Origin of the sequence: Billgrantia tianxiuensis (assembly GCF_009834345.1) — a bacterium.
Taxonomy (GTDB): Bacteria; Pseudomonadota; Gammaproteobacteria; order Pseudomonadales; family Halomonadaceae; genus Halomonas; species Halomonas tianxiuensis.
Window position 1 is genome coordinate 427,438 of the sequence record NZ_CP035042.1, and the last position, 25,231, is coordinate 452,668.

General features: G+C 62.2%; 17 protein-coding genes, 1 pseudogene and 1 CRISPR repeat array (1 of these 19 cut by a window edge). Of the genes and pseudogenes, 7 read left to right on the plus strand and 11 right to left on the minus strand.

The annotated features are described in order from the left end of the window. Positions 1–5 precede the first annotated feature (5 nt). The 11 genes and pseudogenes from EKK97_RS01955 to EKK97_RS01995 form a co-directional block, all read right to left on the minus strand. A complete protein-coding gene (locus EKK97_RS01955) occupies positions 6–1,163 on the minus strand; it encodes an acyl-CoA dehydrogenase family protein (protein ID WP_159548411.1) in 1,158 nt (385 codons plus the stop codon). 4 nt (positions 1,164–1,167) lie between these two features. After that, on the minus strand, positions 1,168–2,703 hold the full coding sequence (locus tag EKK97_RS01960; RefSeq protein ID WP_159548414.1) for a fatty acyl-CoA synthetase: 1,536 nt from the start codon (positions 2,701–2,703) through the stop codon (positions 1,168–1,170). Positions 2,704–2,717: 14 nt separating this feature from the next. Beyond that, positions 2,718–3,941, minus strand: a complete 1,224-nt coding sequence (locus EKK97_RS01965) for an ABC transporter substrate-binding protein (RefSeq protein ID WP_159548417.1) — start codon at positions 3,939–3,941, stop codon at positions 2,718–2,720. Positions 3,942–4,446: 505 nt separating this feature from the next. Then, positions 4,447–4,770: an SMP-30/gluconolactonase/LRE family protein gene (locus EKK97_RS25265; protein WP_277987330.1), complete on the minus strand. Its 324-nt coding sequence runs from the start codon at positions 4,768–4,770 to the stop codon at positions 4,447–4,449. Between the two features lie 110 nt (positions 4,771–4,880). Beyond that, positions 4,881–5,558: pseudogene (locus tag EKK97_RS25270) on the minus strand (SMP-30/gluconolactonase/LRE family protein); the annotation flags it as partial. Positions 5,559–5,733: 175 nt separating this feature from the next. Beyond that, a complete protein-coding gene (locus EKK97_RS01975; RefSeq protein WP_159548420.1) occupies positions 5,734–6,840 on the minus strand; it encodes a metal ABC transporter solute-binding protein, Zn/Mn family in 1,107 nt (368 codons plus the stop codon). Positions 6,841–6,877: 37 nt separating this feature from the next. Beyond that, on the minus strand, positions 6,878–7,768 hold the full coding sequence (locus EKK97_RS01980; protein ID WP_159548423.1) for a metal ABC transporter permease: 891 nt from the start codon (positions 7,766–7,768) through the stop codon (positions 6,878–6,880). Beyond that, complete coding sequence (locus EKK97_RS01985) at positions 7,765–8,499, minus strand: metal ABC transporter ATP-binding protein (RefSeq protein WP_159548426.1); 735 nt, start codon at positions 8,497–8,499, stop codon at positions 7,765–7,767. The genes EKK97_RS01980 and EKK97_RS01985 overlap by 4 nt, the downstream gene beginning before the upstream one ends. Continuing rightward, positions 8,499–8,648, minus strand: coding sequence for a hypothetical protein (locus EKK97_RS23560; protein ID WP_201296996.1), 150 nt, complete (start codon positions 8,646–8,648; stop codon positions 8,499–8,501). The genes EKK97_RS01985 and EKK97_RS23560 overlap by 1 nt, the downstream gene beginning before the upstream one ends. 140 nt (positions 8,649–8,788) lie before the next feature. Then, complete coding sequence (locus EKK97_RS01990) at positions 8,789–9,688, minus strand: metal ABC transporter permease (RefSeq protein ID WP_159548429.1); 900 nt, start codon at positions 9,686–9,688, stop codon at positions 8,789–8,791. 139 nt (positions 9,689–9,827) lie between these two features. Further along, positions 9,828–10,493 (minus strand): hypothetical protein, encoded by a 666-nt coding sequence (locus EKK97_RS01995; RefSeq protein WP_159548432.1) that lies wholly within the window; start codon positions 10,491–10,493, stop codon positions 9,828–9,830. Between the two features lie 119 nt (positions 10,494–10,612). On the opposite strand from EKK97_RS01995, the gene EKK97_RS02000 reads away from it, so the two are divergent. From EKK97_RS02000 to cas6f, 7 genes are all read left to right on the plus strand, one after another. After that, the gene (locus tag EKK97_RS02000; protein WP_159548435.1) at positions 10,613–11,209 is read left to right on the plus strand and encodes a malonic semialdehyde reductase; all 597 of its coding nucleotides are present in this window, start codon (positions 10,613–10,615) and stop codon (positions 11,207–11,209) included. Between the two features lie 131 nt (positions 11,210–11,340). Beyond that, positions 11,341–12,315 carry a type I-F CRISPR-associated endonuclease Cas1f gene (gene cas1f, locus EKK97_RS02005; RefSeq protein WP_159548438.1) on the plus strand — a complete coding sequence of 325 codons (975 nt, stop codon included), beginning with the start codon at positions 11,341–11,343 and terminating at the stop codon, positions 12,313–12,315. Next, positions 12,312–15,653, plus strand: a complete 3,342-nt coding sequence (cas3f, locus tag EKK97_RS02010) for a type I-F CRISPR-associated helicase Cas3f (RefSeq protein ID WP_159548441.1) — start codon at positions 12,312–12,314, stop codon at positions 15,651–15,653. Before cas1f ends, cas3f begins: the two co-directional genes overlap by 4 nt. Positions 15,654–15,682: 29 nt before the next feature. Next, entirely contained in the window at positions 15,683–17,032 is a 1,350-nt protein-coding gene (gene csy1, locus EKK97_RS02015) for a type I-F CRISPR-associated protein Csy1 (protein ID WP_159548444.1), read from the plus strand. Next, entirely contained in the window at positions 17,029–18,006 is a 978-nt protein-coding gene (gene csy2, locus EKK97_RS02020; protein ID WP_159548447.1) for a type I-F CRISPR-associated protein Csy2, read from the plus strand. The genes csy1 and csy2 overlap by 4 nt, the downstream gene beginning before the upstream one ends. A gap of 15 nt (positions 18,007–18,021) precedes the next feature. Next, entirely contained in the window at positions 18,022–19,056 is a 1,035-nt protein-coding gene (gene csy3 / locus EKK97_RS02025) for a type I-F CRISPR-associated protein Csy3 (RefSeq protein WP_159548450.1), read from the plus strand. A 3-nt stretch (positions 19,057–19,059) separates the two neighbouring features. Then, the gene (gene cas6f / locus EKK97_RS02030; RefSeq protein WP_159548453.1) at positions 19,060–19,629 is read left to right on the plus strand and encodes a type I-F CRISPR-associated endoribonuclease Cas6/Csy4; all 570 of its coding nucleotides are present in this window, start codon (positions 19,060–19,062) and stop codon (positions 19,627–19,629) included. A gap of 129 nt (positions 19,630–19,758) precedes the next feature. Further along, a CRISPR array of direct repeats spans positions 19,759–25,231; the repeat unit is 28 nt; unit sequence GTGAGCTGCCGCACACGCAGCTCAGAAA (it continues 1,095 nt past the right edge of the window).

Consider the following 25,231-nt stretch of genomic DNA (forward strand, 5'->3'; position numbering starts at 1 on the left):
AGCGATCAGGGCGCGTCGCTCTTGCCGAGCAGCGAGCGAGCGATCACTTCCTTCATGATTTCCGAGGTACCGGCGTAGAGGGTCTGCACGCGGGCATCCAGGTAGAAGCGTGAAATCGGGTACTCCCGGGTATAACCGTAGCCGCCGAACAGCTGCAGGCAGGCATCGATGGTGCGGCACTGCATCTCGCTGAGCTGGAGCTTGAGGATGGCGGCATCGGTGCCGTTCATCTCCCCCTGGCGGTACTTGGCCACGCACTGCTCGAAGTAGGCGCGGCCCATGTCGATCTGGGCGCGCACCTCGGCCAGGGTGAAGCGGGTGTTCTGGAACTCGCCCACGGCGCGACCGAAGGCGCGGCGCTCGCGCACGTAGTCGAGGGTCAGCGCCAGCGCACCCTCCATGGCGCCCAAGGCCTGAGCCGCCACGCCGAGGCGCTCGCGGGGCAGCTCCTGCATCAGGTAGGCAAAGCCGGCGCCGGCCTCGCCGAGCAGGGCCTCTTCCGGCAGGCGCAGGTCGTCGAAGAACAGCTCGGCGGTGTCGCTGGCGTGCTGGCCGATCTTCTTGATCGGCTGGCCGCGGGAGAAGCCGGCAAGCGTGGTGTCGACCAGGAACAGCGAGACGCCGCGGGCGCCGGCGGATGGATCGGTCTTGGCGCAGACGATCACCAGGTCGGCCACTTGGCCGTTGGTGATGAACAGCTTGCTGCCGTCGAGCCGCCAGCCCGACTCGGTGCGGCTGGCGCGGGTCTTCATCGCCGCCAGATCGCTGCCCGCCCCGGGCTCGGTCATGGCGATGGCACCGATGATCTCGCCGCTGGCCATGGCCGGCAGCCAGCGCTCGCGGTGGGCCGGCGTGCCGATGTGCAGCAGGTAGGGCATGACGATGTTGGCGTGGATGTTATAGGCGCTGGCCAGCCCGCCGAAGCCCTGCCGCGAGATCTCCTCCAGCGCCAGCTGAACGATGGCGAAGTCGGCGCCGCTGCCGCCCAGCGCCTCCGGCAGGTCGATGCCCAGCAGGCCGGCTTCGCCGAGCTGCTGCCACAGCGAGCGCGGCATCTCGCCGGCTTCTTCCCACGCTTCGTAGTGGGGCGCCACTTCCTGCTCGAGGAAGCGGCGGATGGTGTCGTGGAACAGCGGCGTCAGGTCGTCTTGCGGTGCGCTCATGGGATCAGCCGAGCTCCTTGCGCAGGTGGCGTTTGAGAATCTTGCCGGCGGTGCTCTTGGGCAGGGCATCGGCGAACAGGATGCGCTTGGGCACTTTGTAGGGCGCCATGTGGTCCTTGGCATGAGCGATCAGCTCCTCTTCGCTCACTTCGGCTCCTTCCTTGGTGACCACCACGGCGGTGATTGCCTCGATCCACTTCGCGTCGGGCAGGCCCACCACAGCCACCTCGGAGACGGCTGGGTGCTTGAACAGCCCCTCTTCCACCTCGCGGCTGGCCACCACCACGCCGCCGGTATTGATCACGTCCTTGATGCGGTCGACGATGTAGAGGTAGCCCGCCTCGTCGAAGTAGCCCACGTCACCGGAGTGGAACCAGCCGCCGGCGAAGGCCTCCTCGCTCATCTCGGGCTTATCCCAGTAGCCGGTCAGCAACTGCGGTGAGCGATGCACGATCTCGCCATGCTCGCCGGGCGGCACGTCGTTCATCTCCAGGTCGACCACGCGGGTTTCCACGGTGAGGATGGGGCGGCCCGCCGATGCCGGGCGCTCGGCGTGCTCCTCGGGGCGCAGCACCGTGGCCAGCGGGGCGATCTCGCTCTGGCCGTAGCAGTTGTAGAGCCCCACACCGGGCAGGCGCTGCTGCAGCTCCTCGAGCACCGGCACCGGCATGATCGAGGCGCCGTAATAGGCTTTCTTCAGCGTCGTGAGGTCGAACGTGTCGAAATCGGGATGACGCAGTAGGCTGATCCACACCGTGGGCGGGGCGAAGAACGAGGCGATGCCCTCGCCGGCGATCTGCGCCAGGCAGTCATCGGGCAGTGGCGCCATGCGCAGGTGGACCGGGGCGCCGAGCAGCAGCCCCGGCATCAGGAATACGTGCATCTGCGCCGAGTGGTAGAGCGGCAGGGCGGCCAGCATCGGCTCGTCGCCCTTGATGTCGAGCTCCACCATGCAGGCCATGTACTCGGCGAGCAGCGCCTGGTGCGTCATCATCGCCGCTTTGGGGGCCGCCGTGGTGCCCGAGGTGTAGAGCAGTTGAGCCAGGCTGGCGCTGTCGATCGCGACATCCGGCTCGCTGTCGTTGCCGCTCTCCTTGTCGAGGGCTACCTGCAGCACGTCGAAGCCCGTCTCGACCTCGGCGTGCAGGGTACCGGAAAGCGAGAGGCCGAGCCCTTCGCTCGCCTTGGCCACGTTGTCGGCCAGGCTCAGGTCGCTGAGCAGCGCACTCGCGCCGGATTGCTCGAGAATGTAGCGCAGCTCATCGGCGCTCAGCGCGAAGTTGATCGGCACGTGCACCAGGCCGGCGCGGGTGGCGGCCAGCCAGGCGATCACGTAGGCATCGGAGTTCTTGCCGTAGGCGGCCAGGCGGTCGCCCGGGGCCAGGCCCGATGCCAGCAGGCGGTTGGCGACCCGGTTCACCGCCCGGTTCAGCTCGGCGTAACTCCAGCGCCGGCTCTCGAAGGCCAGCGCCAGCTTGTCGCCGTGCTTGCGCGCGCTGCGACTCAGCGCAGCGCCGATGGTGTTCTGCTGAATCCTCATCTCTTCCTCCTGGCTCAGGCGCCGTTGGCGACCAGCCGGCACTGGCTTTCGGAAAGCGGGCGGAAGGCCTCTTCGGCGGGAATGGTGCGCACCACGCGGAACAGGTCATCCTCGTTCTGCGATTCTTCCGGGGTCTTCACTTCCACCAGATACATGTCATGCACCATGCGGCCGTCTTCGCGGATGTAGCCGCCGGTGGCAAAGATGTCGTTGATCGGCGTGGCCGCCATTTGCTGGCGTACGGCTTGGGCCTCGTCGGTACCGATGGCGTCGACGGCCTGCAGGTAGTGCAGCGTGCTGGAGTAGAGCCCGGCGTGAACCATGGTCGGCATGCTGCCGGTACGCTCGCGGAAACGCTCGGCCCAGGCGCGGGTCTCGTCGTTGAGGTCGTAATACCAGGCCTTGGTGAACTGCAGCCCCTGGGCGGCATCGAGGCCGATGCTGCGCACGTCGGTGCTGAACAGCACCATGCCGGCCAGCACTTGCCCGGCCTGGGTGATGCCGAATTCGCCAGCCGTGGTGATGGCATTGATGGTGTCGGAGCCGGCATTGTTGAGGGCGATCACGTCGGCACCGGAGGCCTGGGCCTGCAGCAGGAACGAGGAGAAATCGCTACTGGGGAAGGGGTGGCGTGCCTTGCCCACGACGCTGCCGCCGTTTTCGAGTACCACGCGCTCCACGTCGCCTTCCAGGGCGTGGCCGAAGGAGTAGTCGGCGCTGAGCAGGTACCAGTTGTGGTGGCCCTCCTGAGTGATCGCCTTGGCGGTGCCGTTGGACATGGCCCAGGTGTCGTAGACCCAGTGAATGTGGTTGGGCGAACAGCTCTCGTTGGTGACGCCGGAAGAGACGGCGCCGTTGACCAGGCCCAGGCGATTCTCCTCCTCCAGCAGGCGAACGGCGGCCAGAGTGACGGAAGAGGCCACCAGGCCGGTGACCATGTCGACGTTGCGCTCGTCGATCCACTCGCGAACGATGCTCGAGCCCACGTCGGGGCTGTTGCGATCATCGGCGCTGAACACCACGACGTTGGCGCCGGCAACGCTGCCGCCGACATCGTCGATAGCCATCTGGATGGCGTCCTGTCCCATGGGGCCAATGGGATCGCGATAGGGGCCCGACATGTCGGCGAGGTAGCCGATGCGAATCTCGTTGTCGGTGATCTCGGCGTGTGCGGTGTGGCCGGCGAGCATGATGGAGGCGGCGAGCGCTCCCAGGGTGAAGCGGCGTGTCGTTGTCATTGTCTGCCCTTGTCGTTGTTGTAAGAGGCTGCGGGTCGATGCGGCAGGCTGTGGATAAGCCTGTGCATAATTTGGTGAACTTTTGTGCAAAGGGTGTGAGCTGACGGTCGAGTCGGCTACTTCCCGATGCACGCCCCGTTCATGGTAGGAAGAAAGCGAGTGGCCAGGTTTACGCATCGCGCCACAATGTTTGCATTTCGTGCCATTTCGGCTGCAACAACATTTGCGAAACTCTGCAGGCTTAACGGAGGAGAAATAAAAAGCACTTGGAAAAGGTGTTATTGATTATAAAAATCAATTGGTTAGTTTTTCTTCGAAAATTGGCCAAGTGAGCGCGAGCAGATGAAGATGGCAGAACGTGCCAGGGCCTAAGAGAGGGAGGCATGCCGAATGGCGGCCGGTCATGAGTCGGGAACGAGCGCGCAACGCCACGGATAGACGAAAGAAGCCAAAAGGCGGAGGGGCTGAACCACCTCCGCTGCGGTTCGGCTAACCTGTCGGGAAATTATGCTCTGCCTGCCCACACCGCTACGCCTTGGGTTTCGACGTAGACGGAATAGAGCGACTGGCTGGCGGTCATGAACAGGCGGTTGCGCCTGGTACCACCGAAGCAGACGTTGGCGCAGGGCTCAGGTAGATGAATCTTGCCGATCAGCGTGCCGTCATCGGCGTAGACATGCACTCCGTCGTGGTCCTCGGCACCGAACAGACCGCCGAAGATCGCTCCACACCAGAGATTGCCGTCCACATCCACGGCCAGGCCATCGATGAAGCCCGGCCCGACCTCGGCGAACTGGCGCTCGTTGGCCAGGCGGGTGCCGTCATCCACGACGTCCCAGGCCAGAATCTGATGGGGTGGTCGGGGGTGTGGGTGCCGCCCGTATCGGAGACGTAGAGACGGGAGTAGTCCGGGGAAAAGGCGATACCGTTGGGCTTGGCGACCTCGGCCATCTTTTCCAGCCGGCCACTGCCAGGGTCGATTCGATAGACGGCCTCAGGGAGTTCGAAATCGGCGATATGCCCCTCGTAGTGCATCAGGATGCCGTAGCCCGGGTCGGTGAACCAGATGCCGCCGTCGGGATGCACGATGATGTCGTTGGGGGCATTGAGCGGCTTGCCCTCGAACTCGTCGGCCAGCACGGTAATGCTGCCGTCGTGCTCGGTTCGGGTCACCCGGCGCGTATCATGCTCACAGGTCAGCAGTCGTCCCTCGCGGTCGCGGGTGTTGCCATTGGAGTAGTTGGATGACTGGCGGAAGACGCTTACCTCACCGGTTTCCTCGAGCCAGCGCATCTGCCGATTGTTGGGAATGTCGCTCCAGACGAGATAGCCGCCGTCACCGAAGTAGACTGGCCCCTCCGACCAGCGAAACCCGGTGGCCAGGCGTTCGACCGCGGCATTGGCCAGACGGTAGGCGCCGAAACGCTCGTCGACGACCTCGATGGCCGGGTCGGGATAGGAAACGAGTGAACCATCCCAGGGGCGCTGCCGGGCGAGCAGTTCGCCAGGCTTGAGTACCGCCGTGGCGCCTGCGGCAGCGGCCACACCGAGAAAGGTGCGGCGGGAAAGTGGCGCAGGGAACCTCTCCCCACGTTCGTGTTGGGCATCGTCATGCATGCTTCAACCTCCCCTCTGTCTTGTTGTGTCAGGGTTCAGGGCGTTGATTGCGATGAGAGGCCTACCAGCTTAGTCGCGCTTCCCGGTGTTTGCGCATGAAGGGCCGTTACCGACTCGAGAAACGCAAGAGGCGCCACCTTGCGTGTGGCGCCTCTTGCGTCATGCCGGGGTACGTCTAGTGTGTATGGCCGTGATCATGGTCGTGATCGTGGCCATGCCCATGATCGTCATGGCCGGGCTCGGCCAGGGCGTCGTGCAGCACCTGGGCGTTGTGGCGCATCATGCCCAGATAGGTGCTGGCTTCACCTTCTGCAGAGAGAGCATCGGCATAGAGCGTACCGGCGATGGGCAGGCCGGTCTCTTCGGCGAGCTGGTTGATCACTGCCGGGCTGGTCATGTTCTCGTGGAACAGGGCGCGTACGTTCTGCTCGCGAATCACGTCGATCAGCCGGGCCATGTCGGCAGCACTGGGCTCGGCTTCGGTGGAGAGGCCGACCGGTGAGAGAAAACGAATGCCGTAGGCGTTGGAGAAATAGCCGAAGGAGTCGTGGCCGGTGATCACGCTGGTGGAGGCCGGAATCTCGCCCAGCAGCTCGCGAATCTCGGCGTCGGTGGCTTCCAACTCGTTGATGTAGCGCTCGGCGTTCTCGCGGTAGGCGGCTTCGTTGTCCGGGTCCGCCTCGATCAGGCCATCACGGATATTGCCCACATAGACCTTGCCCATGGCCAGGTCCTGCCAGGCATGGGGGTCGTAGTCGCCATGTGCATGGTCGTGATCGTCGTGGCCGTGATCATCGTGGTCGTCGTGGCCGTGATCATCGTGGTCATGTCCATGGTCGTCGTGGTCGTGATCGTCGTGGCCATGCCCATGGTCGTCGTGGTCGTGATCGTCATGGTCATCGTGACCATGCGCATGCTCATGGTCATGGCCTTGGTAGTCGAGCCTCTCGATGCCATCGGTGGCCGTCACCAGCGGTCCGCTGTAGTCGCTGGAGTCGATCAAGCGTTCCATCCAGCCTTCGAACAGCAGGCCGTTGAACACCACCAGGTCGGCATCGGCCAGCGAGCGCGCATCGCGCGGGCTGGGAGAAAAGACGTGAGTGTCGCTGTCGGGTCCGACCAGCGAGGTGACCTCCACGTGCTCGCCCCCCACGTTCTGCACCATGTCGGCCAGGATGCTGAAGCTGGTGACGACCTGGACGCGTTCGGCGGCAATGGCGGCAGGCAGAGCCAGCATGGCCGAGGCGCCCAGCATCAGGGCGGCGGGTGTAGCGTGTCGCATGGAAAGCCTCCTCAAGGAATTGGTGTTTTAGGTATCTTCAGTGCGGTTCTGGTGTACCTAGCGGTACGGCATGGCGCCGCAGCTTCGCCCTTAGGCTGTGATGGCGGCCGAGCAGGGCGGAGAGCACGTAGCCAACGCCAGCCAGCAGGATGATGGCCGGCCCCGAAGGAACGCTGAGATGGTAGGAGAGCAGTAGCCCGCCGAGGCTGGCGAAAACGGCCAGCACAATGGCGATGGTGATCAATCCCTCCAGGCGTTTGCTCCAGAAGCGTGCGGTGGTAGCCGGCAGCATCATCAGGCCCACGGCCATCAAGGTTCCCAGGGTCTGGAACCCGGCGGTGAGGTTGAGCACCACCAGGCCGAGGAAGACGCCATGCACCAGGCCGCCCTGCCTGCCCTGGCCACGCAGGAACAGCGGATCGAGGCACTCGACCACCAAGGCGCGAAAGATCAGCGCCAGGGTGATCACGATCACGCTGCTGATGGCCGCGATCAGCACCAGCGCAGTGGAGTTCACCGCCAGGATCGAGCCGAACAGCACATGGGTGAGATCGACGCTGCTGCCACCCAGCGAGACCAGCATGACGCCGGCTGCCAGCGAGATCAGGAAGAAGCTGGCCATGGCCGAGTCCTCCCGGTGTCCCGTCATTTGCGACACGCTGCCGGCCAGTACCGCGATCAACAATCCCGACAGCACGCCACCCAGGCTCATGGCCGGCAGCGAGAAGCCCGCCAGGAGGAAGCCCAGCGCCACGCCGGGCAAAATGGCGTGTGCCATGGCATCGCCGATCAGGCTCATGCCGCGCAGCATCAGGAACACACCCATGGGCGGGGCCGCCAGCGAGAGAGCCAGGCCGGCCACCGCGGCGCGGCGCATGAAACCGTAGTCGAAGGGGGCGATCAGCCACTCATAAAGCAGCTCCATCATGCGTCGATCCCCGGAATGCCCAGGGCCAGCCGTGCCGAACCGAGGTGGGCAGGCTGGCTCTGGAGAAGGGCTTGGGCGGTGGTCCACCGGGCATGGCCGCCCGTCAGCACCACGACTTCCTCCGCCAGGCGGGCCAACTGCTCCATGTCGTGCAATACCACGATGATGGTGGCGCCCTCGGCCGCCATGTCGCGCAATACCGTCATCAGTACTTCGACGGTTTCCGCATCGACGTTGGCAAAGGGTTCGTCGAGCAGCAGCAGCTCGGCTTCCTGCATCAGGGTACGACCGATCAGTGCGCGCTGGCGCTGGCCGCCGGAAAGTTCGCCTAGCGGGCGATGGGCCAGGTGTGAAATCCCCAGGCGCGCCATCACCTCGCGGCCGCGTCGGTAGTGACGGGCGCAGTAACCGGTGAGCGCGCCGTGGCTCGGCCAGCTGCCGGTCATCACCAGCTCTTCCACGCTCATGGGAAAGGTGAGATCCAGCGCCAACTGCTGGGGCAGCCAGGCACGGCGCTCCTTGGGCACCGAGCAGACCACCCTGCCCGCCACCGGGCGCAGCATGCCCATGATGCCCTGAATCAGGGTGCTCTTGCCGGCGCCGTTGGCACCGACAAGCGCGGTGATCGCGCCGTCGCGAAAGCGGCCGCTCACATGCTCGAGCACGGTGCGGTTGGCCTGGGCCAGCTGCAGGTCGTGAAGCTCCAGGCGTGAAGGGGGCGACTCGGCCATCAGCCCAACCACCCTGCCGCCCAGGAGACGGCGAGCCAGAGGACGCCCAGCGGCGCGGCGGCCAGCAGCAGGCGGCGTGTGGCGGAAAGCGACATCAACGAAAAATGGCACGGCCCCTCGGGGCGATGCCGATGCGTGCGGTGTGCCATGAGTGGCCCTCGCAAAAACCAATTAAGATATAACATAACAAGATAGCCGGCAAAGTGGCAGTCTCATTACGACAGGTGGCGTCTGAAATCGGTCGTTCCAAGGGCGGCAGTATCCAGGATTTGGCGCGGAAGGGAACCGTTCAACGCAACTGCCCTGCCTGCCGCGACGGTATGACGCGCTTCGGCCTGGTGGTGCCCGTCCTCAACCCCCGGTAGGGCCCCAGAACCAACGACACGCCATACCCCAGCCCCGCCAGCAGGATAATGGAAGGGCCGGAAGGCAAGCCAGCGTGGTAGGACACCAGCAGCCCCGCCACGCTGGAAGCCAGTGCGATGCCGACGGCAATGGCGATCATACCCTCGAGCCGCTGGCTCCAGTAGCGCGCCGCAGCAGCAGGCAGCAGCATCAGCCCAGCCGCCATCAAAGTTCCCAGCGTTTGAAATCCCATCACCAGACTGACTACGACCAGGACCATGAACAGCGCGTGCGTCCAGCCGGCGTGGCGCCCTTGAAGCGTCAGGAACAGCGGGTCGAGGCACTCGACCACCAAGGCACGAAAGGAGATGGCCAGGCCAACCAGAATGACACTGCTGCCAAGTGCCACCAGCCACAGCGTGCGGCCATCCACCGCCAATATACTGCCGAACAGCACATGGCCGAGATCCAGGGCGCTGCCCGAAAGGCTGACGATGGTCACTCCGCTGGCCATGGCAATCAGGAACAGGCTGGCCATGGCGGCATCCTCCTTGAGGCCGCTGAACTGCGTGACGCCACCGGCAAGCGCCACGGTGACCAGGCCTGCCAGCACGCCCCCGAACATCATCAGCGGCAGGGAAAAGCCCGCCAGCATGAAAGCAATGGCTACTCCCGGCATGATGGCGTGCGACAGTGCCTCGCCCATCAGGCTCATGCCGCGCAGCGTCAGCAGTACACCGAGTATCGGCGCCGTGAAGGAGAGCGCCAGGCAGGCTGCCAGGGCGCGGCGCATGAAGACGTAATCGAAAGGTGACGTGAGCCACCAGAGCAACGTATCGAGCATTGGGAGGCCAAGAGTCGTTTTTCAGATATGTTATATCATAACCATATTGGTGATGGGTTTACCTCACTCAGGTGTCAGCCTGGCGCCCCATTCGCCAGGGGCGTGCTTCGGAAGGGGCGGGCGGCAGCCAGCCCGGCCTTCAATAACGCAGAGCCACGCCTACCTGGTTCGGCGTCACCAAGAGCGCGTATTCGCCCTCCAGATGGATATCCCCTAGTGATACCCGCGCCGGCTTGAAGCGGTTGATGGCCACCGAAGCCTGGCGCGGCTGGGTCTGTAGCTGCAGCTCGCTGACCAGCATGCCAGTGGCGAAGTTGATTGCCCCGTCGCGACCACGACCGTCGCCCACCCCGATCAGCAGCCCCGAGGCCGTATTCACCAACAGCGAGCCGAGGCGTGCCTCCAGGCTGCGGCGCTGGCGTTCTTCCTCGGCCACTGCGTGCAGCAATCGCCGGGCGCTCGCGATATCGCCATCGCCCTCGCGCAGCTCGCGGTAGGCCGCCGGGTGCGGTTGGCGATCCATCAGCGTGCCGGCCAGCGCCAGGGCCGACTTCACCACGCCCACCCGCGCGTCGTAGCGATCGTCACGGTCATTCGCCTCGCTGGCCTGATAGGCGTTCACCGCCAGGGTGGTGGCGTATACACCCGCCCAGCCGTACTGCCACACGTTGGCGTGGCGCTCGCCGCGGGCCAGTGCGTCCTCGTAGGCCTGGTACTCCTGTGTGGGCTGCTGGGCGAAGGTGAAGGGCGCAAAGGTGATGCCCAGCAATAGAGTGAGCCCGGCGAACGAAAGAAGCCTCGGCATGGCGATCTCCAAAATGGCGTATGTCTAAGCGTAGCGTCGTAAAGAGAGTAGCATCGGCCGTGACCGGCCGGTAACGAACGCGTAAAGTGAAATGAGCATAACGCGATTTGGAGAGTTTCATGCCTCGTCAGTCCCTCGACGACACCGCGCTCGACACCGTCTTTCGCGAAGCGCACACCCACTACGGCTTCAAGCCGGCGCCTATCGACGAGGCCACCCTGCGCGCACTCTACGACCTGCTCAAGTGGGGCCCCACCTCGATGAACTGCCAGCCGGCGCGTTACGTCTTCGTGGTGAGCGACGAGGGCAAGTCGCGCCTGATGCCGGCGCTCTCCGAAGGCAACCGCGACAAGGTACACGAAGCCCCGGCCACCGTGATCGTTGCCGTCGACACCCGCTTCTACGAATTCATGCCTCGCATATTCCCCAGCTCGCCCAACGCCCGCGAGCGCTTCGCCGAAAACCCCGACAAGGCCAGCGACACCGCCTGGCGCAACGGCACCCTGCAGGGCGCCTACCTCATCGTGGCCGCACGCATGCTAGGGCTCGACGTCGGCCCCATGAGTGGCTTCGACAACGCCATGGTCGACGAGGAGTTCTTCCCCGACGGCCGCTACAAGAGCAACTTCCTGGTCAACCTCGGTGTGGGAGAACCCGCGAGCCAGCGCCCGAGGGGGACGAGGCTGGCGTTTGAGGAAGTGGCGGAGGTGGTTTGAGGCGAGGTGACGAGCATCAAGTTTCTGAATGAAAGAAGGCTATCCCTTCGTATGCGGGTGGCATCGCTTAGCAAGGAATGCTTATATAGATTACTAAACAGATACATATAAAAAAGTACGACAGGGAACTCATGGATGACCTTTCGCCTTCGGATCTAAAAACGATCCTGCACTCGAAACGCGCAAATCTTTACTACCTGCAGCACTGTCGCGTGCTGGTCAATGGCGGTCGTGTCGAGTACGTCACCGACGAGGGAAGCCGCTCGCGGTACTGGAATATCCCCATTGCCAATACGACCTCGCTATTGCTCGGCACGGGTACGTCCATTACACAGGCGGCCATGCGTGAGCTGGCCAAGGCCGGTGTGTTGGTTGGCTTCTGCGGTGGTGGCGGTACGCCGCTATTTGCCGCCAACGAGGTGGATGTCGATGTCGCCTGGCTGACTCCCCAGAGCGAATACCGACCCACCGAGTATCTTCAGTACTGGGTGCGCTTCTGGTTCGATGATGAGAAGCGGCTGGCGGCGGCAAAAGCCTTCCAGCTCGCGCGTCTCGACAGAATCGAATCACTATGGACCGGCCATTCGCTCAAGGAGGCCGGTTTTTCGTTTTCGGCGGATGCGCTTCACCAGGCCTTGGCGACGCATCGCGAAGCCATCGAGAAGTCACCCAGTACCACCGATCTCCTCACTCTTGAAGCGCGCCTGACCAAATTGCTTTTCAAACTCGCTACCCAGGCCGTGGGCTACGGGGAATTCACCCGCGCCAAGCGGGGCAGCGGTGCCGATCCTGCCAACCGTTTCCTCGACCACGGTAACTACCTGGCCTATGGCTTGGCGGCTACGGCTACCTGGGTTCTCGGCATTCCCCATGGTTTGGCGGTGCTGCACGGAAAGACACGCCGCGGAGGCTTGGTGTTCGATGTGGCCGATCTGGTCAAGGACGCGGTCATACTGCCCCAGGCGTTTCTCTCCGCCATGCAGGGCGATGAGGAGCAGGAGTTTCGCCAGGCGTGCATCGAACGGCTGACCAGAACCGAGTCTCTGGACTTCATGATCGATACCCTGAAGGCGGTCGCCGGAGATCTAGGAGCGACGGAGCCATGAATGTCCTGCTGGTCTCCCAGTGCAGCAAGAACGCGCTCAAGGAGACGCGGCGCATCCTCGATCAGTTCGCTGAGCGACGTGGTGATCGTACCTGGCAGACGCCGATTACCCAGGTGGGGCTCGATACGCTGAGAAAGCTGCTGCGCAAGACGGCGCGCAAGAACACCGCCGTGGCCTGCCACTGGATTCGCGGGCGGGACCACAGCGAGCTGTTGTGGATTGTCGGCAATGCCGCTCAGTTCAATGCGAAAGGGGCGTCACCGACCAACACCACCTGCCGCAATATCCTGCGCGCCGAGGATGAGAATGATTGGCACAGCGGCCGCCTGATCCATCTGCTGGCTTCCATGGCCGCCCTGTTTCATGACCTCGGTAAGGCCAGCCGCGCATTCCAGGACCGGCTCCATGGCCGTTTGGAGGGGCGTAACCGTTACCGGCACGAATGGGTGTCGCTGCGTTTGCTGGAAGCCTTCGTGGGCGAAGACGATGATGAAACCTGGCTTTCTCGCCTCGAACAGCCCACGCCGGACGACGATGAACGCTGGCTGGACTACCTCAAAAGCGATGGAGTGACTGATGCCGCCGAAGAGGAGAAAGCGCCTTTCATCAAATTGCCGCCACTTGCCGCAGCGATAGGCTGGCTGGTGCTCAGCCACCATCGCCTGCCGGCGTTGCCGGCCTACGATGACAACGGGCGGCAAAAATGGGTCGGGGCTCGTGCCGATATGAACGCAGCCAACCTACCTACGCTCCCCAACGCCATCACGGCGGCTTGGAACGAATGTGTCGAATTGGCCGAGATACAGGACGTCAGGCCGTACTGGGAATTTCCCCATGGCCTGCCTGTCACGACTGACGCATGGCGGCAGCGCAGTCGGCGGCTGGTGCGGCAGCTAAAAGAAGTTAGGGTGTCGACACCACCCCTGGAGTCTCCCTACGTCATGCATCTGGCGCGTTTGGCATTGATGCTGGCGGATCACCACTATTCGAGCCTGACCGGCACTGGGCGGCTTCCTGGTGCTTGGACAACCGCGCTATACGCCAATACCGCTGTGCTGAATGGTAAGCGTCAGCTATGCCAGCCGTTGGAGGAGCACCTGCTGGGTGTAACCCGGGCGGCGGGTGAAATCGTTCACCGCTTGCCGGACATGTCTAAAGCCCTGCCTCGGATTGCGCGGCACAAGGGCTTTCGCCAGCGTAGCAGCGACCCTCGCTTTCGCTGGCAGGACAAAGCCTTCGATCTAGCGACAGGCTTGCGTGACAAGGCTCGCGAGCATGGCTTCTTCGGCATCAACATGGCCTCTACCGGCTGTGGCAAGACCATTGCCAACGGCCGAATCATGTACGCCTTGAGCGATCCCGAGGAAGGCGCTCGCTTCTCGATAGCCCTTGGCCTGAGAACGCTCACCCTGCAAACCGGGCAGGTCTATCGCGAGAGACTTGGGCTGGGTAGCGACGATTTGGCCATCCGAGTGGGTGGCAGTGCCAGCTGTGTGCTCTTCGAGCACCAGCAGCGTGAGAGCGGTGGCTCGGAGTCCCGCGCCGCATTGCTGGATGAGCAGAGCCATGTCCATTTCGAAGGTCAGGTCGATGAACATCCGCTGCTGTCGCGAGCCGCGAATGACCCGCATGCCCGAGCGCTGATCGGTGCGCCGGTGTTGGTATGTACCATCGATCACCTCATACCGGCCACGGAGAGCCTGCGCGGTGGTCATCAGATCGCCCCCATGCTGCGGCTGATGAGCAGCGACCTCGTGCTCGATGAGCCGGATGACTTCGACATCAGCGATCTACCCGGCCTGACGCGCCTGGTGTACTGGGCAGGGCTGCTCGGCTCGCGGGTACTACTCTCCTCGGCCACGCTGCCACCCGCCTTGGTGCGTGGGCTGTTCGAGGCCTATCGTGCCGGTCGCGCAGAGTATCAGCATCATCGCGGCGTTCCAGGCACTCCCGTGAATCCCTGTTGTGCCTGGTTCGACGAATATGGCTGCGCCCAACAGCAGTGTGCCGAGGGTGAGCAGTTCGATGCCGCTCATAAGCAGTTCGCTCAGCAGCGCGCCGTTCGGCTCGGTGAGCAGGCGCCGGCCCGCCGTGGCTACCTCGTACCATTGTCTGCTCCCACCGCCCATCCGGACGCCGTTCATGCAGCGGTCGCCCAGACGATACTCACCGAAGCTTACTCACTCCACGAGCAGCACCACTCGGTCGATCCCCATAGCGACAAGCGAGTCAGCTTCGGCCTGGTGCGGATGGCTAATATTGAGCCGCTGGTCGCCGTTGCCCAGGCGCTCTACCGGTCGGAAATTCCGGAAGGTTGGCAAATTCACCTTTGCGTCTACCACTCCCAGTTTCCGCTGCTGCTGCGCTCACGCCTGGAAGCACGCCTGGACCGAACGCTCGACCGACGCAGCGAGGATGCCGTTTTCGATCTCGCCGACATTCGTGCGCGGATCGGCGGCTGCTCCGCTCAAGATCAGCTTTTTATCGTGCTTGGGTCGCCGGTCACCGAGGTTGGTAGGGACCACGATTATGACTGGGCCGTGGTCGAGCCCTCATCGATGCGCTCAATCATTCAGCTTGCCGGTCGCGTGCGCCGCCACCGTCCTGCCCCCGTCCATGCCCCCAACATTGCACTGCTTGGGACCAACGTTCGGCACCTGAAACGGGTCACGCCGGCCTTCAGCCGGCCAGGTTTCGAGACCGAGCGGGACTGGCCGCTGAGGTCGCACCAGTTGGCGGAGCTTCTGAGAGAGGCTGAGATCGACCATATCGACTCTCGCCCACGCCTGCTACCGGGCGAGGTGCTAGAGCCGGCTCAGAAGCTGGTCGATCTCGAGCATGCGCGACTTGCCGCGCTCATGATCGAGGGTGCCGATGCTGCTCCTGGGCGCCAGCGGCGCAGGCGTCGCGGTGAGTCGGCGCAGATTCATCTCGGTGCCTATCTCTTCTATCGCCCTGCATCGATGACCCTCGGGGCGCTACCGATACAGCACCATCCTTTCCGGGAGGACAGCGAACCGGAGTGCGAATTCGTACTGCTCCCGGATGAGACAGAGGAAGACTACGGCTTCTGGCGAGTGGAGCAGGACGGCAGGGAGGAGAGGCTGACACGCGTGGAGACCGAGCTGGGCCGGATACCGGAGGATGTTTTCCACCAACCACGCATCGCCCCCTGGAACGAACCCGACTACATGGCCGCATTGGCGGATCAAGCCGAGGCCATGGACGTGGAGCTAGAGCGATGCGCCCAGCGCTTTGGCCGCATCCGCCTGAAAACGAACCACGCCCCGCAGGGTTGGCATTTTCATCCGGCGCTGGGGTTTGTGAAGAAACGATAAAGAAGAGACAACACGCAGCGGGGATTTCTATGCCTGAACACACTCATAGTCCACCCACGATCCAAGCTTTAATACATGGCTTTATCCATGATCGATTCGCGACCAAGACGGAAAAACTCCCAGCAGACGATCCCAAGTATCTCGAACTCCAGCAGCAGTTCGATCCGCAAGCCTGGCTGGCCGATGCGGCCCGCCGTGTCGGCCAGCTTCAGGTAGTCACTCACTCCCTGAAGGCAATCCATCCGGATGCCAAGGGCACGAACCTCTACGTCGAGCCCGGCCAGCTAAGTCAAGGTGACCTGGTCGGCAGCCACTGCCTGCCTGCCGATTTTCAGGGCGACGTCGTTGGCAACGCGGCAGCGCTTGATGTCTACAAGTTCCTGAAACTGGAGTGGCAAGGGCGTACGCTGCTGGAGCGGGCACTCGATTTCGACGAAGCACTGATCGATGCCTTGAGCCAAGATCGCGAGGAAGCTGAAAGCTGGGTACGCGCCTTCGCTAGCATCACCGAGTCCAAGGGGACGCCTAGCTCCCATGTGATGGGTAAACAGCTCTACTGGCTGGTCGGCGATGATCCTTCCGATGATAAAAGCTACCGTCTGCTGGCACCGCTCTATGCCACTGCGCTTACTCACCGCTTCTATGCGCAGGTCAGTCCCAATACCTGGTTCTTTGGCGATCACAACAAGGCAGCACGTAAGGCGTTGAAGGACAAGGCACCGTTCGAGGACGGCTATACCAGTTACCCCAATCTGGCCGTCCAGAAGCTCGGTGGCACCAAGCCGCAGAATATCTCGCAGCTCAATAGCGAACGAGGTGGCCAGAACTATCTGCTGGCATCGCTACCGCCAAACTGGGCGTCACGCGAGGTGTATGCACCGATGCGAGACGCCTTCCGCGCATTCAAAAGGCGCCCGAACGTTTGGCGCATCATGGATGAGCTCAAGCGCTTTCTCGAAACCGATCCCGCCAAGAACATGCACACTCGTGACCTGCGTGACGACCTCACCGCCATGCTGATCGACGAGCTGATGCTGTTCACCTTCGACATTCACTCCTTGGCGCCTGGCTGGACGGCTGATGAGAAGTGCCAGCTTGCTTTGGAAGAGCAGTATTGGCTGGATCCAGGTCGAGCCGATGAGGATAGCGAGTTTGCCGAGGCGCGCCGACAATCGAACTGGAACGAATTCATCAGCTCACGTGCGGCCAACTGGCTTAATCGTGAGCTGAGCTACAACAGCCCTCTCGGCTTCGGCGATGCGGAACACCACCATTGGAAACGCCAGTTTGAGGGCATCGTGACCGAGTTCCGACGTCAGCTCGACGATCTGCAAGAAGCGTTACGCGATGAAGATGATGACCAAGGAGACGCAGCATGATCCAGCATCTTCTTCTGCTTCCCCGGCTGCGCATCCAGAACGCCAATGCTATCTCCAGCCCAATGACCTGGGGCTTTCCTGCCATGAGCGCCTTCATGGGGCTGATGCAGGCGCTGGAGCGCAACCTGCCGGATGATATCAAGCTGGTCTTCAATGAAATCGGGGTGGTGTGTCATCGCCTCGACCCTCAAGTCACATCGGGAGGCTTCACTCGTGCCTTTCACCTCACCCGCAATCCTGTGGACAAGACTGGCAGCACGGCGGCCATCGTCGAGGAGGGCCGGGCTCATCTGGAAGTCACGCTACTGATTGGTCTCGAGGCAGACGGGGGGGACGACCTGAAAAGCGCCGAGCGCCGCCAAGAGATCGCTAAACGGCTTTATCAGCAAGTTCAGGGCATGCGCATTGCGGGTGGCAGTGTGATGCCGCCCCGTCCCGGTGAGCGGCGCTACCGGCCGGAGCTGACCAGCTTCGATGCCGATGAGGAAAAAGGAGCGCAGCAATGGCGTCGGCTCAAGCGCAAGCTGTTGCCGGGATTTGCACTGGTACTCCGGGAGGATCGGCTCACTGAGCATACCGCCACACTGAAAGCACATGACGAGAGTGCTACACCGCTGGACGCTTGGCTCGACCTGTCACGGCTCAACCACGAGTGCCGGATCACCAAGGGCGAAGACGATAACGGCAAGGAGCAGGTCAGCTGGGAGGTTCGCCGCCCGTACCCCGGCTGGTTAGTGCCGATCCCCGTGGGCTACGGCGCCATTTCCGATCTGTTCGATCCGGGCACGGTGGCTAATGCCCGAGACCCTGAAGTGCCGTTCCAGTTCGTCGAAAGTCTCTACTCGATCGGCGAATGGGTAAGCCCTCACCGAATCAAGCATCCCGAAGCCTTGATGTGGTTCGTGGAGAACGATCTCGAACGTGGTCTCTATCGCTTGAGCAACGCCTACACCGATACCTTGAACAACGACTGACGCAGGAAATCTCACATGGCCAAGAACGACACACTCAAAACCGCTTCCGTCCTCGCCTTCGAGCGCAAGCTCGATCCGTCCGATGCACTGTTCAGTGCTGGCAGCTGGAAAGACCGCACTCAGCATGCGAAGTGGAGCGGCATCCCCGTACGCGAGAAATCAGTTCGTGGCACCATTTCCAACCGGCTGAAGGCCAAGGATCAAGATCCGGCCAAGCTGGATGCCGCCATTGAAAACCCTAATTTGCAGACTGTCGACGTCGCAGCGCTGCCGCACGATGCCGATACCTTGGCCGTGCATTTCACGCTGCGCGTGCTGGCCGGAGCTGGTACGCCTTCCGCCTGCAACAACGCTGAATACCAGAAGAAACTGGCACAGACGGTAACGGGTTATGTCAACGAGCATGGCTTTGGAGAGCTTGCTCACCGCTATGCCTGCAATCTCGCCAATGGCCGGTTCTTGTGGCGCAATCGTGTCGGTGCCGAAGAAATTGAAGTCATCGTTAGCCAGATGAAAGATGGCCAAGCGGAGAAGCAGTGGACCTTCGATGCGCTCGATCACTCTCTGCGAAGCTTTGAAGGCAGCAAAAAGACTCGGGAGCTAGGCGAACTCATTAATGAGGCGCTGTCCGGTGAGCGTTATCTGCTATTGGATGTGGTGGCCTTTGCCCGGGTTGGAGCAGGACAGGAAGTCTTCCCCTCTCAAGAGCTGATTCTGGATCGCAGCCGGGGAGACAAGAGCAAGACGCTCTACAGCATTGGAGACGACAAAACTGCCGCCATCCACTCCCAGAAATTGGGCAACGCCCTGCGCACCATCGACACTTGGTATCCGGCGCCGGAAGATGGCAGTGACCTTGGCCCAATCGCCGTGGAGCCCTACGGCTCGGTGACCACTCAGGGAAGTGCCTACCGTCAGCCGAAGCAGAAAATGGACTTCTACAACCTGCTCGATAACTGGTTGCTCAAGGACCAAGTGCCACCCGCCGAACAGCAGCACTTCGTTATGGCAACCCTTATCCGTGGCGGCGTATTCGGCGATGCGGGGTAAGCCATGGATCACTATATCGATATCCGCTTGCGGCCCGATCCGGACTTTCCAGCTGCGATGCTGATGGGGGCGCTATACAGCAAGTTGCATCGTGCCCTTTTCGATCTAGAGGCCAATGACATCGGCGTCAGCTTTCCGGATTACAAACTCGGCGTGCGTGCCCGTACGCCGGGAGACCGGCTGCGATTGCATGCTGAGCAGTCGCGATTAGAGCAACTGATGGTGATCTCGTGGCTCACTGGCATGCGTGATCACATCACGCTGGCATCTATTCAAGCTGTGCCTGCCGATGCAAAGCACCGGGTCGTGCGGCGCCGACAGTTCAACACCGGAGGCCCCAGCCGAGCCAGGCGGTATGCACAACGTCACGGCATCGAATTTCAAGAGGCGCAGCGCTTGATGGAGGCACCTGCCGCCCGGCAGATCGCCCTGCCTTTCGTGCAGGTCAGCAGCCGCTCAAGTGGTCAGCGGTTTGCGCTATTCATCGAGCATGGCCAGCCGCAGTCTCAGCCTGTCGCAGGCAGCTTTAATCATTACGGACTGAGCAGCGAGGCTACGGTGCCCTGGTTTTGACCCTTTTCTAGAGAGGATTCTTAGTTCCAGGAAAATCAGTTTGTTAGAAGCGCCTCTCTGAAAAGGGAGGCGTTGCTCTTTGGAAGCATTGCTCTTTAACAATCAATCGCTTAACTTGAAACTGTTCTAGTGAGCTGCCGCACACGCAGCTCAGAAAGAGATCATCCCGGGCGGGCGCGTCTACCTGCAGTGAGCTGCCGCACACGCAGCTCAGAAATGCTGTGGCGTGAGCTGCAGCGCGACGACGACGTGAGCTGCCGCACACGCAGCTCAGAAATTGCGGCGGATGATCAGAGAGGGGGCATCGGTGTGAGCTGCCGCACACGCAGCTCAGAAATGCTCGGCCTCTCGGCCAAAGCACAGCGTCTGGTGAGCTGCCGCACACGCAGCTCAGAAATCGAGCATTTCCGTTTGCTGCTTGCCTGACATGTGAGCTGCCGCACACGCAGCTCAGAAATTAAGTAAGGATGCTCCCTGGCCACGGATGGCGTGAGCTGCCGCACACGCAGCTCAGAAAGGCATCTCGAGGCCAATGGCTACCACGTCGGAGTGAGCTGCCGCACACGCAGCTCAGAAAATCTGCCTCTCCTCGTCTTGCCGTCTTGCCAGGTGAGCTGCCGCACACGCAGCTCAGAAATGCACCTGGTGTACGTGCTGAGCGAGGGCGAGGTGAGCTGCCGCACACGCAGCTCAGAAAAGCCACTCGGCATCCTGCTGCACGCGCTCGATGTGAGCTGCCGCACACGCAGCTCAGAAAGTTTTCGGCCTCGAGCTGGGCCAGCTCCTGCAGTGAGCTGCCGCACACGCAGCTCAGAAAATCAGCCCGAACTTGCCGCCGATGCGGATCAGGTGAGCTGCCGCACACGCAGCTCAGAAATGACGATCAATGCGGCTGCCGATGCTCAGATGGTGAGCTGCCGCACACGCAGCTCAGAAATCGCCGAGCAGGTAGTGCTCACGCTTGCTCAAGTGAGCTGCCGCACACGCAGCTCAGAAATTGACTCGACCTTGCGGTCAAGAGAGCGAACAGTGAGCTGCCGCACACGCAGCTCAGAAATATGGAACATCGCTAGGTCACATTGACGGCATGTGAGCTGCCGCACACGCAGCTCAGAAAAAGTTCTGAAAGCAACGAACGCTGGCGGCACTGTGAGCTGCCGCACACGCAGCTCAGAAATGTACTGGCAGGGGTGGCGAGTGGCACGTATTGTGAGCTGCCGCACACGCAGCTCAGAAAGTATTTCTTCGGATCGAAGTTCTTGGCCATCTGTGAGCTGCCGCACACGCAGCTCAGAAATCCCACTTCTGCCGCTTGATCATCGCCGCCCAGTGAGCTGCCGCACACGCAGCTCAGAAATCGAACGAGGCCACCGCATCCGAGGTCGCCGTGTGAGCTGCCGCACACGCAGCTCAGAAAACAGGCCACCAGCCACTCTAAACTGTCGCAGCGTGAGCTGCCGCACACGCAGCTCAGAAACATGTTGGCGATCCGATACGGGGCGTTCTCGAGTGAGCTGCCGCACACGCAGCTCAGAAAGTCAGGTGCAGGCGGTCGGACTCGATGCCGGCGTGAGCTGCCGCACACGCAGCTCAGAAATCGAGCAGGTGCAGAACATCGAGGCCGGGGCGGTGAGCTGCCGCACACGCAGCTCAGAAATCGTAGTATCCGGCGGCCTCACGCGTGACCACGTGAGCTGCCGCACACGCAGCTCAGAAATGGGGGCATCAAGGCGGTCGCTGCCACCTATGGTGAGCTGCCGCACACGCAGCTCAGAAAAGATCTCCTCGGCCGCGGCGCTCCGCGAGAAGGTGAGCTGCCGCACACGCAGCTCAGAAAGTCCTGCGTGAGATGCGTGCCCAGGGTACCGCGTGAGCTGCCGCACACGCAGCTCAGAAATAACCCGACACTAATCAAGCGATTGGTACAACGTGAGCTGCCGCACACGCAGCTCAGAAAGGCCAGCACCACCGCTTGGCTTTCGTCAGTGAGTGAGCTGCCGCACACGCAGCTCAGAAATTTACTCGCAATGTAATCGATGGACTTAGGCTGTGAGCTGCCGCACACGCAGCTCAGAAAATTCGGCATGACTTTTCCAACGTGACGCATCAGTGAGCTGCCGCACACGCAGCTCAGAAAAACTCGCCGTTACTGTCGCGAAGCTCTGCCACGTGAGCTGCCGCACACGCAGCTCAGAAATGGTGGACGCGGCCCGCAAGCGGCACTACCGCGTGAGCTGCCGCACACGCAGCTCAGAAATTTGCGATGCGCTCGAGCATGTCAGCCATGCCGTGAGCTGCCGCACACGCAGCTCAGAAATGCGCCAGCTTGGCCCGCGCGATCTCGGGCTGGTGAGCTGCCGCACACGCAGCTCAGAAACTGTAATGGCATCAGGTGCGGCGCTGCCAGGCGTGAGCTGCCGCACACGCAGCTCAGAAATATAAGGCCCGCCAGGCCGCCGCCGCGCACGAGTGAGCTGCCGCACACGCAGCTCAGAAATCGGAGAGGCCGCTGAGCGGCGTGAAGGTGAGGTGAGCTGCCGCACACGCAGCTCAGAAATGGCCAGGCGCTCGGGGTCAATCGTCGGTGCCGTGAGCTGCCGCACACGCAGCTCAGAAATTCCCGCCTCGCCATGACTGCTTGAGGATCGTGTGAGCTGCCGCACACGCAGCTCAGAAAACAAGTACCCCAAGCACATGGAGTGGCTGGCCGTGAGCTGCCGCACACGCAGCTCAGAAACCGGTCCCAGCGGGTCGAACTGCTGTCCCTGCGTGAGCTGCCGCACACGCAGCTCAGAAATGATGGGATCGGACACGCCGGCCGCAACGCGGGTGAGCTGCCGCACACGCAGCTCAGAAAATTGACTATGTGGAGAGCATGGGCGGAGGCTCGTGAGCTGCCGCACACGCAGCTCAGAAAAGGGTCTTCACCTGTTCGGCCAGAGCGTCGAAGTGAGCTGCCGCACACGCAGCTCAGAAAGTTACGCGAACGCCAGTGCATTCTTCACGCCGGTGAGCTGCCGCACACGCAGCTCAGAAACGGTTCATGTCAAGAATCAGCGCCTCGATCCGGTGAGCTGCCGCACACGCAGCTCAGAAATTCACGGCAGTCAGCGCAGACGTACTCGTCGTGTGAGCTGCCGCACACGCAGCTCAGAAATTGGGCATTCGTGCCGAGGCGAACATCACCCTGTGAGCTGCCGCACACGCAGCTCAGAAATGCTTGTGCATGACCTCGGGGCACCAGGGGTTGTGAGCTGCCGCACACGCAGCTCAGAAATGCTAAAACATGCGCGACTCATCGAGCAGTCAGTGAGCTGCCGCACACGCAGCTCAGAAAATGGAGAAAACCGGATCGACTGCCATCGCAAGGTGAGCTGCCGCACACGCAGCTCAGAAAACTTCGCCATGCTCCTCATGCAAGACAATGCAGTGAGCTGCCGCACACGCAGCTCAGAAATCAAGCGCCATGGCCTGGGCCGTATCGAGGGCGTGAGCTGCCGCACACGCAGCTCAGAAATCGTCGCCATCTCGATCAGCAAGGGCTTTATCGTGAGCTGCCGCACACGCAGCTCAGAAAATCGAGCAGAACAAGCTGCAACGGAAGTGGTGGTGAGCTGCCGCACACGCAGCTCAGAAAAGTGGTAGGCGGCTGATGCGGTCCATCTTCTCGTGAGCTGCCGCACACGCAGCTCAGAAATGTCTTACTAAATGAGATAGGGGCTGAGAAAAGTGAGCTGCCGCACACGCAGCTCAGAAATGCCTTCGTGTTCTTGGGCGCATCTGGCCCTAGTGAGCTGCCGCACACGCAGCTCAGAAAACCCGACCTTGTGGACGCAGCGGTACAGCAGTGTGAGCTGCCGCACACGCAGCTCAGAAATCGCCCTGCTGAGTGCAGAACCATACCTGCATGTGAGCTGCCGCACACGCAGCTCAGAAAAGTTCTGCCAAGTCACGTGCGCATGACGCACGGTGAGCTGCCGCACACGCAGCTCAGAAAGCGACCCGAACCGACCCGTCGAGCATGCCAGCGTGAGCTGCCGCACACGCAGCTCAGAAATGGTGGAGCGCCAGCGACGAGCTGAAGCGGGAGTGAGCTGCCGCACACGCAGCTCAGAAAACGCTCGGCGATGGAGGCGATCTGATGCAATCGTGAGCTGCCGCACACGCAGCTCAGAAAAACGTGGGACGGTATGTCGTCAACCGCTATGAGTGAGCTGCCGCACACGCAGCTCAGAAAATCTTGACGCCTGCCGTCCAGTCGCCGCCGCCGTGAGCTGCCGCACACGCAGCTCAGAAAGCCACCCGCTGGCCGAGGAGCTGGTGCTCGAGGTGAGCTGCCGCACACGCAGCTCAGAAACTGGGAAAGGTCGGCTATCAGGCGCTCAAGCAGTGAGCTGCCGCACACGCAGCTCAGAAATGGCCGATGCGAGCTTCAGCGAGAAGCTGGACGTGAGCTGCCGCACACGCAGCTCAGAAAATTGCCACCTGAGCCAGAGTAAGTTCCTCCACGTGAGCTGCCGCACACGCAGCTCAGAAAACGCGGGCGGGCATGGCCACACGCAGCTCCTTGTGAGCTGCCGCACACGCAGCTCAGAAAAAAGCCCGAGGCGAATCATGAACCCCTTCGCCGTGAGCTGCCGCACACGCAGCTCAGAAAACGTATTGCCTGGCGAACTTATGCCGTTAGGCGTGAGCTGCCGCACACGCAGCTCAGAAACGGAAGAGCTGACCGACGCCCCCGATAGCCTTGTGAGCTGCCGCACACGCAGCTCAGAAAAGATGATCGAGTCGGCGCTTGCGCATCATGAGGTGAGCTGCCGCACACGCAGCTCAGAAATCGGTAATCATGGCGCGCACCTTGGTTCCGTCGTGAGCTGCCGCACACGCAGCTCAGAAAAGCGGCGAAGCTGCCAGCCTGTTACCGGAGCGGTGAGCTGCCGCACACGCAGCTCAGAAAGTCATCTGGATGACGATCGGGCGCAGCGTGGCGTGAGCTGCCGCACACGCAGCTCAGAAAATAAACGCCAACAATGGCCTCACTGGCGGCGGGTGAGCTGCCGCACACGCAGCTCAGAAAAGAGAGGCCGCTCGTAGGTTGGAAGAGTTGACGTGAGCTGCCGCACACGCAGCTCAGAAATTATCGATCGAGGCACTTACATCGTCGATGAGGTGAGCTGCCGCACACGCAGCTCAGAAATACCGATGAAGGCGGTTACGGTTACACGCGGCGTGAGCTGCCGCACACGCAGCTCAGAAATGTCGTTCTAAATCCTGGTCTTCCGTGCTGACGTGAGCTGCCGCACACGCAGCTCAGAAATTGAGAAACTGCGCCGTACTGCCGTCCGGGAGGTGAGCTGCCGCACACGCAGCTCAGAAACTGGAGCGGCGTGCCGAGGACCTGCGCTACGTGTGAGCTGCCGCACACGCAGCTCAGAAAATCAGCCGCATGAGCAGCTGCCGGCGCTCCTCGTGAGCTGCCGCACACGCAGCTCAGAAATGGATGGGCCAGCGGCGTGCCAGCCTCTTCCAGTGAGCTGCCGCACACGCAGCTCAGAAAGCCGAGGACGAGGTGCTGTTCTACGCCGAGGAGTGAGCTGCCGCA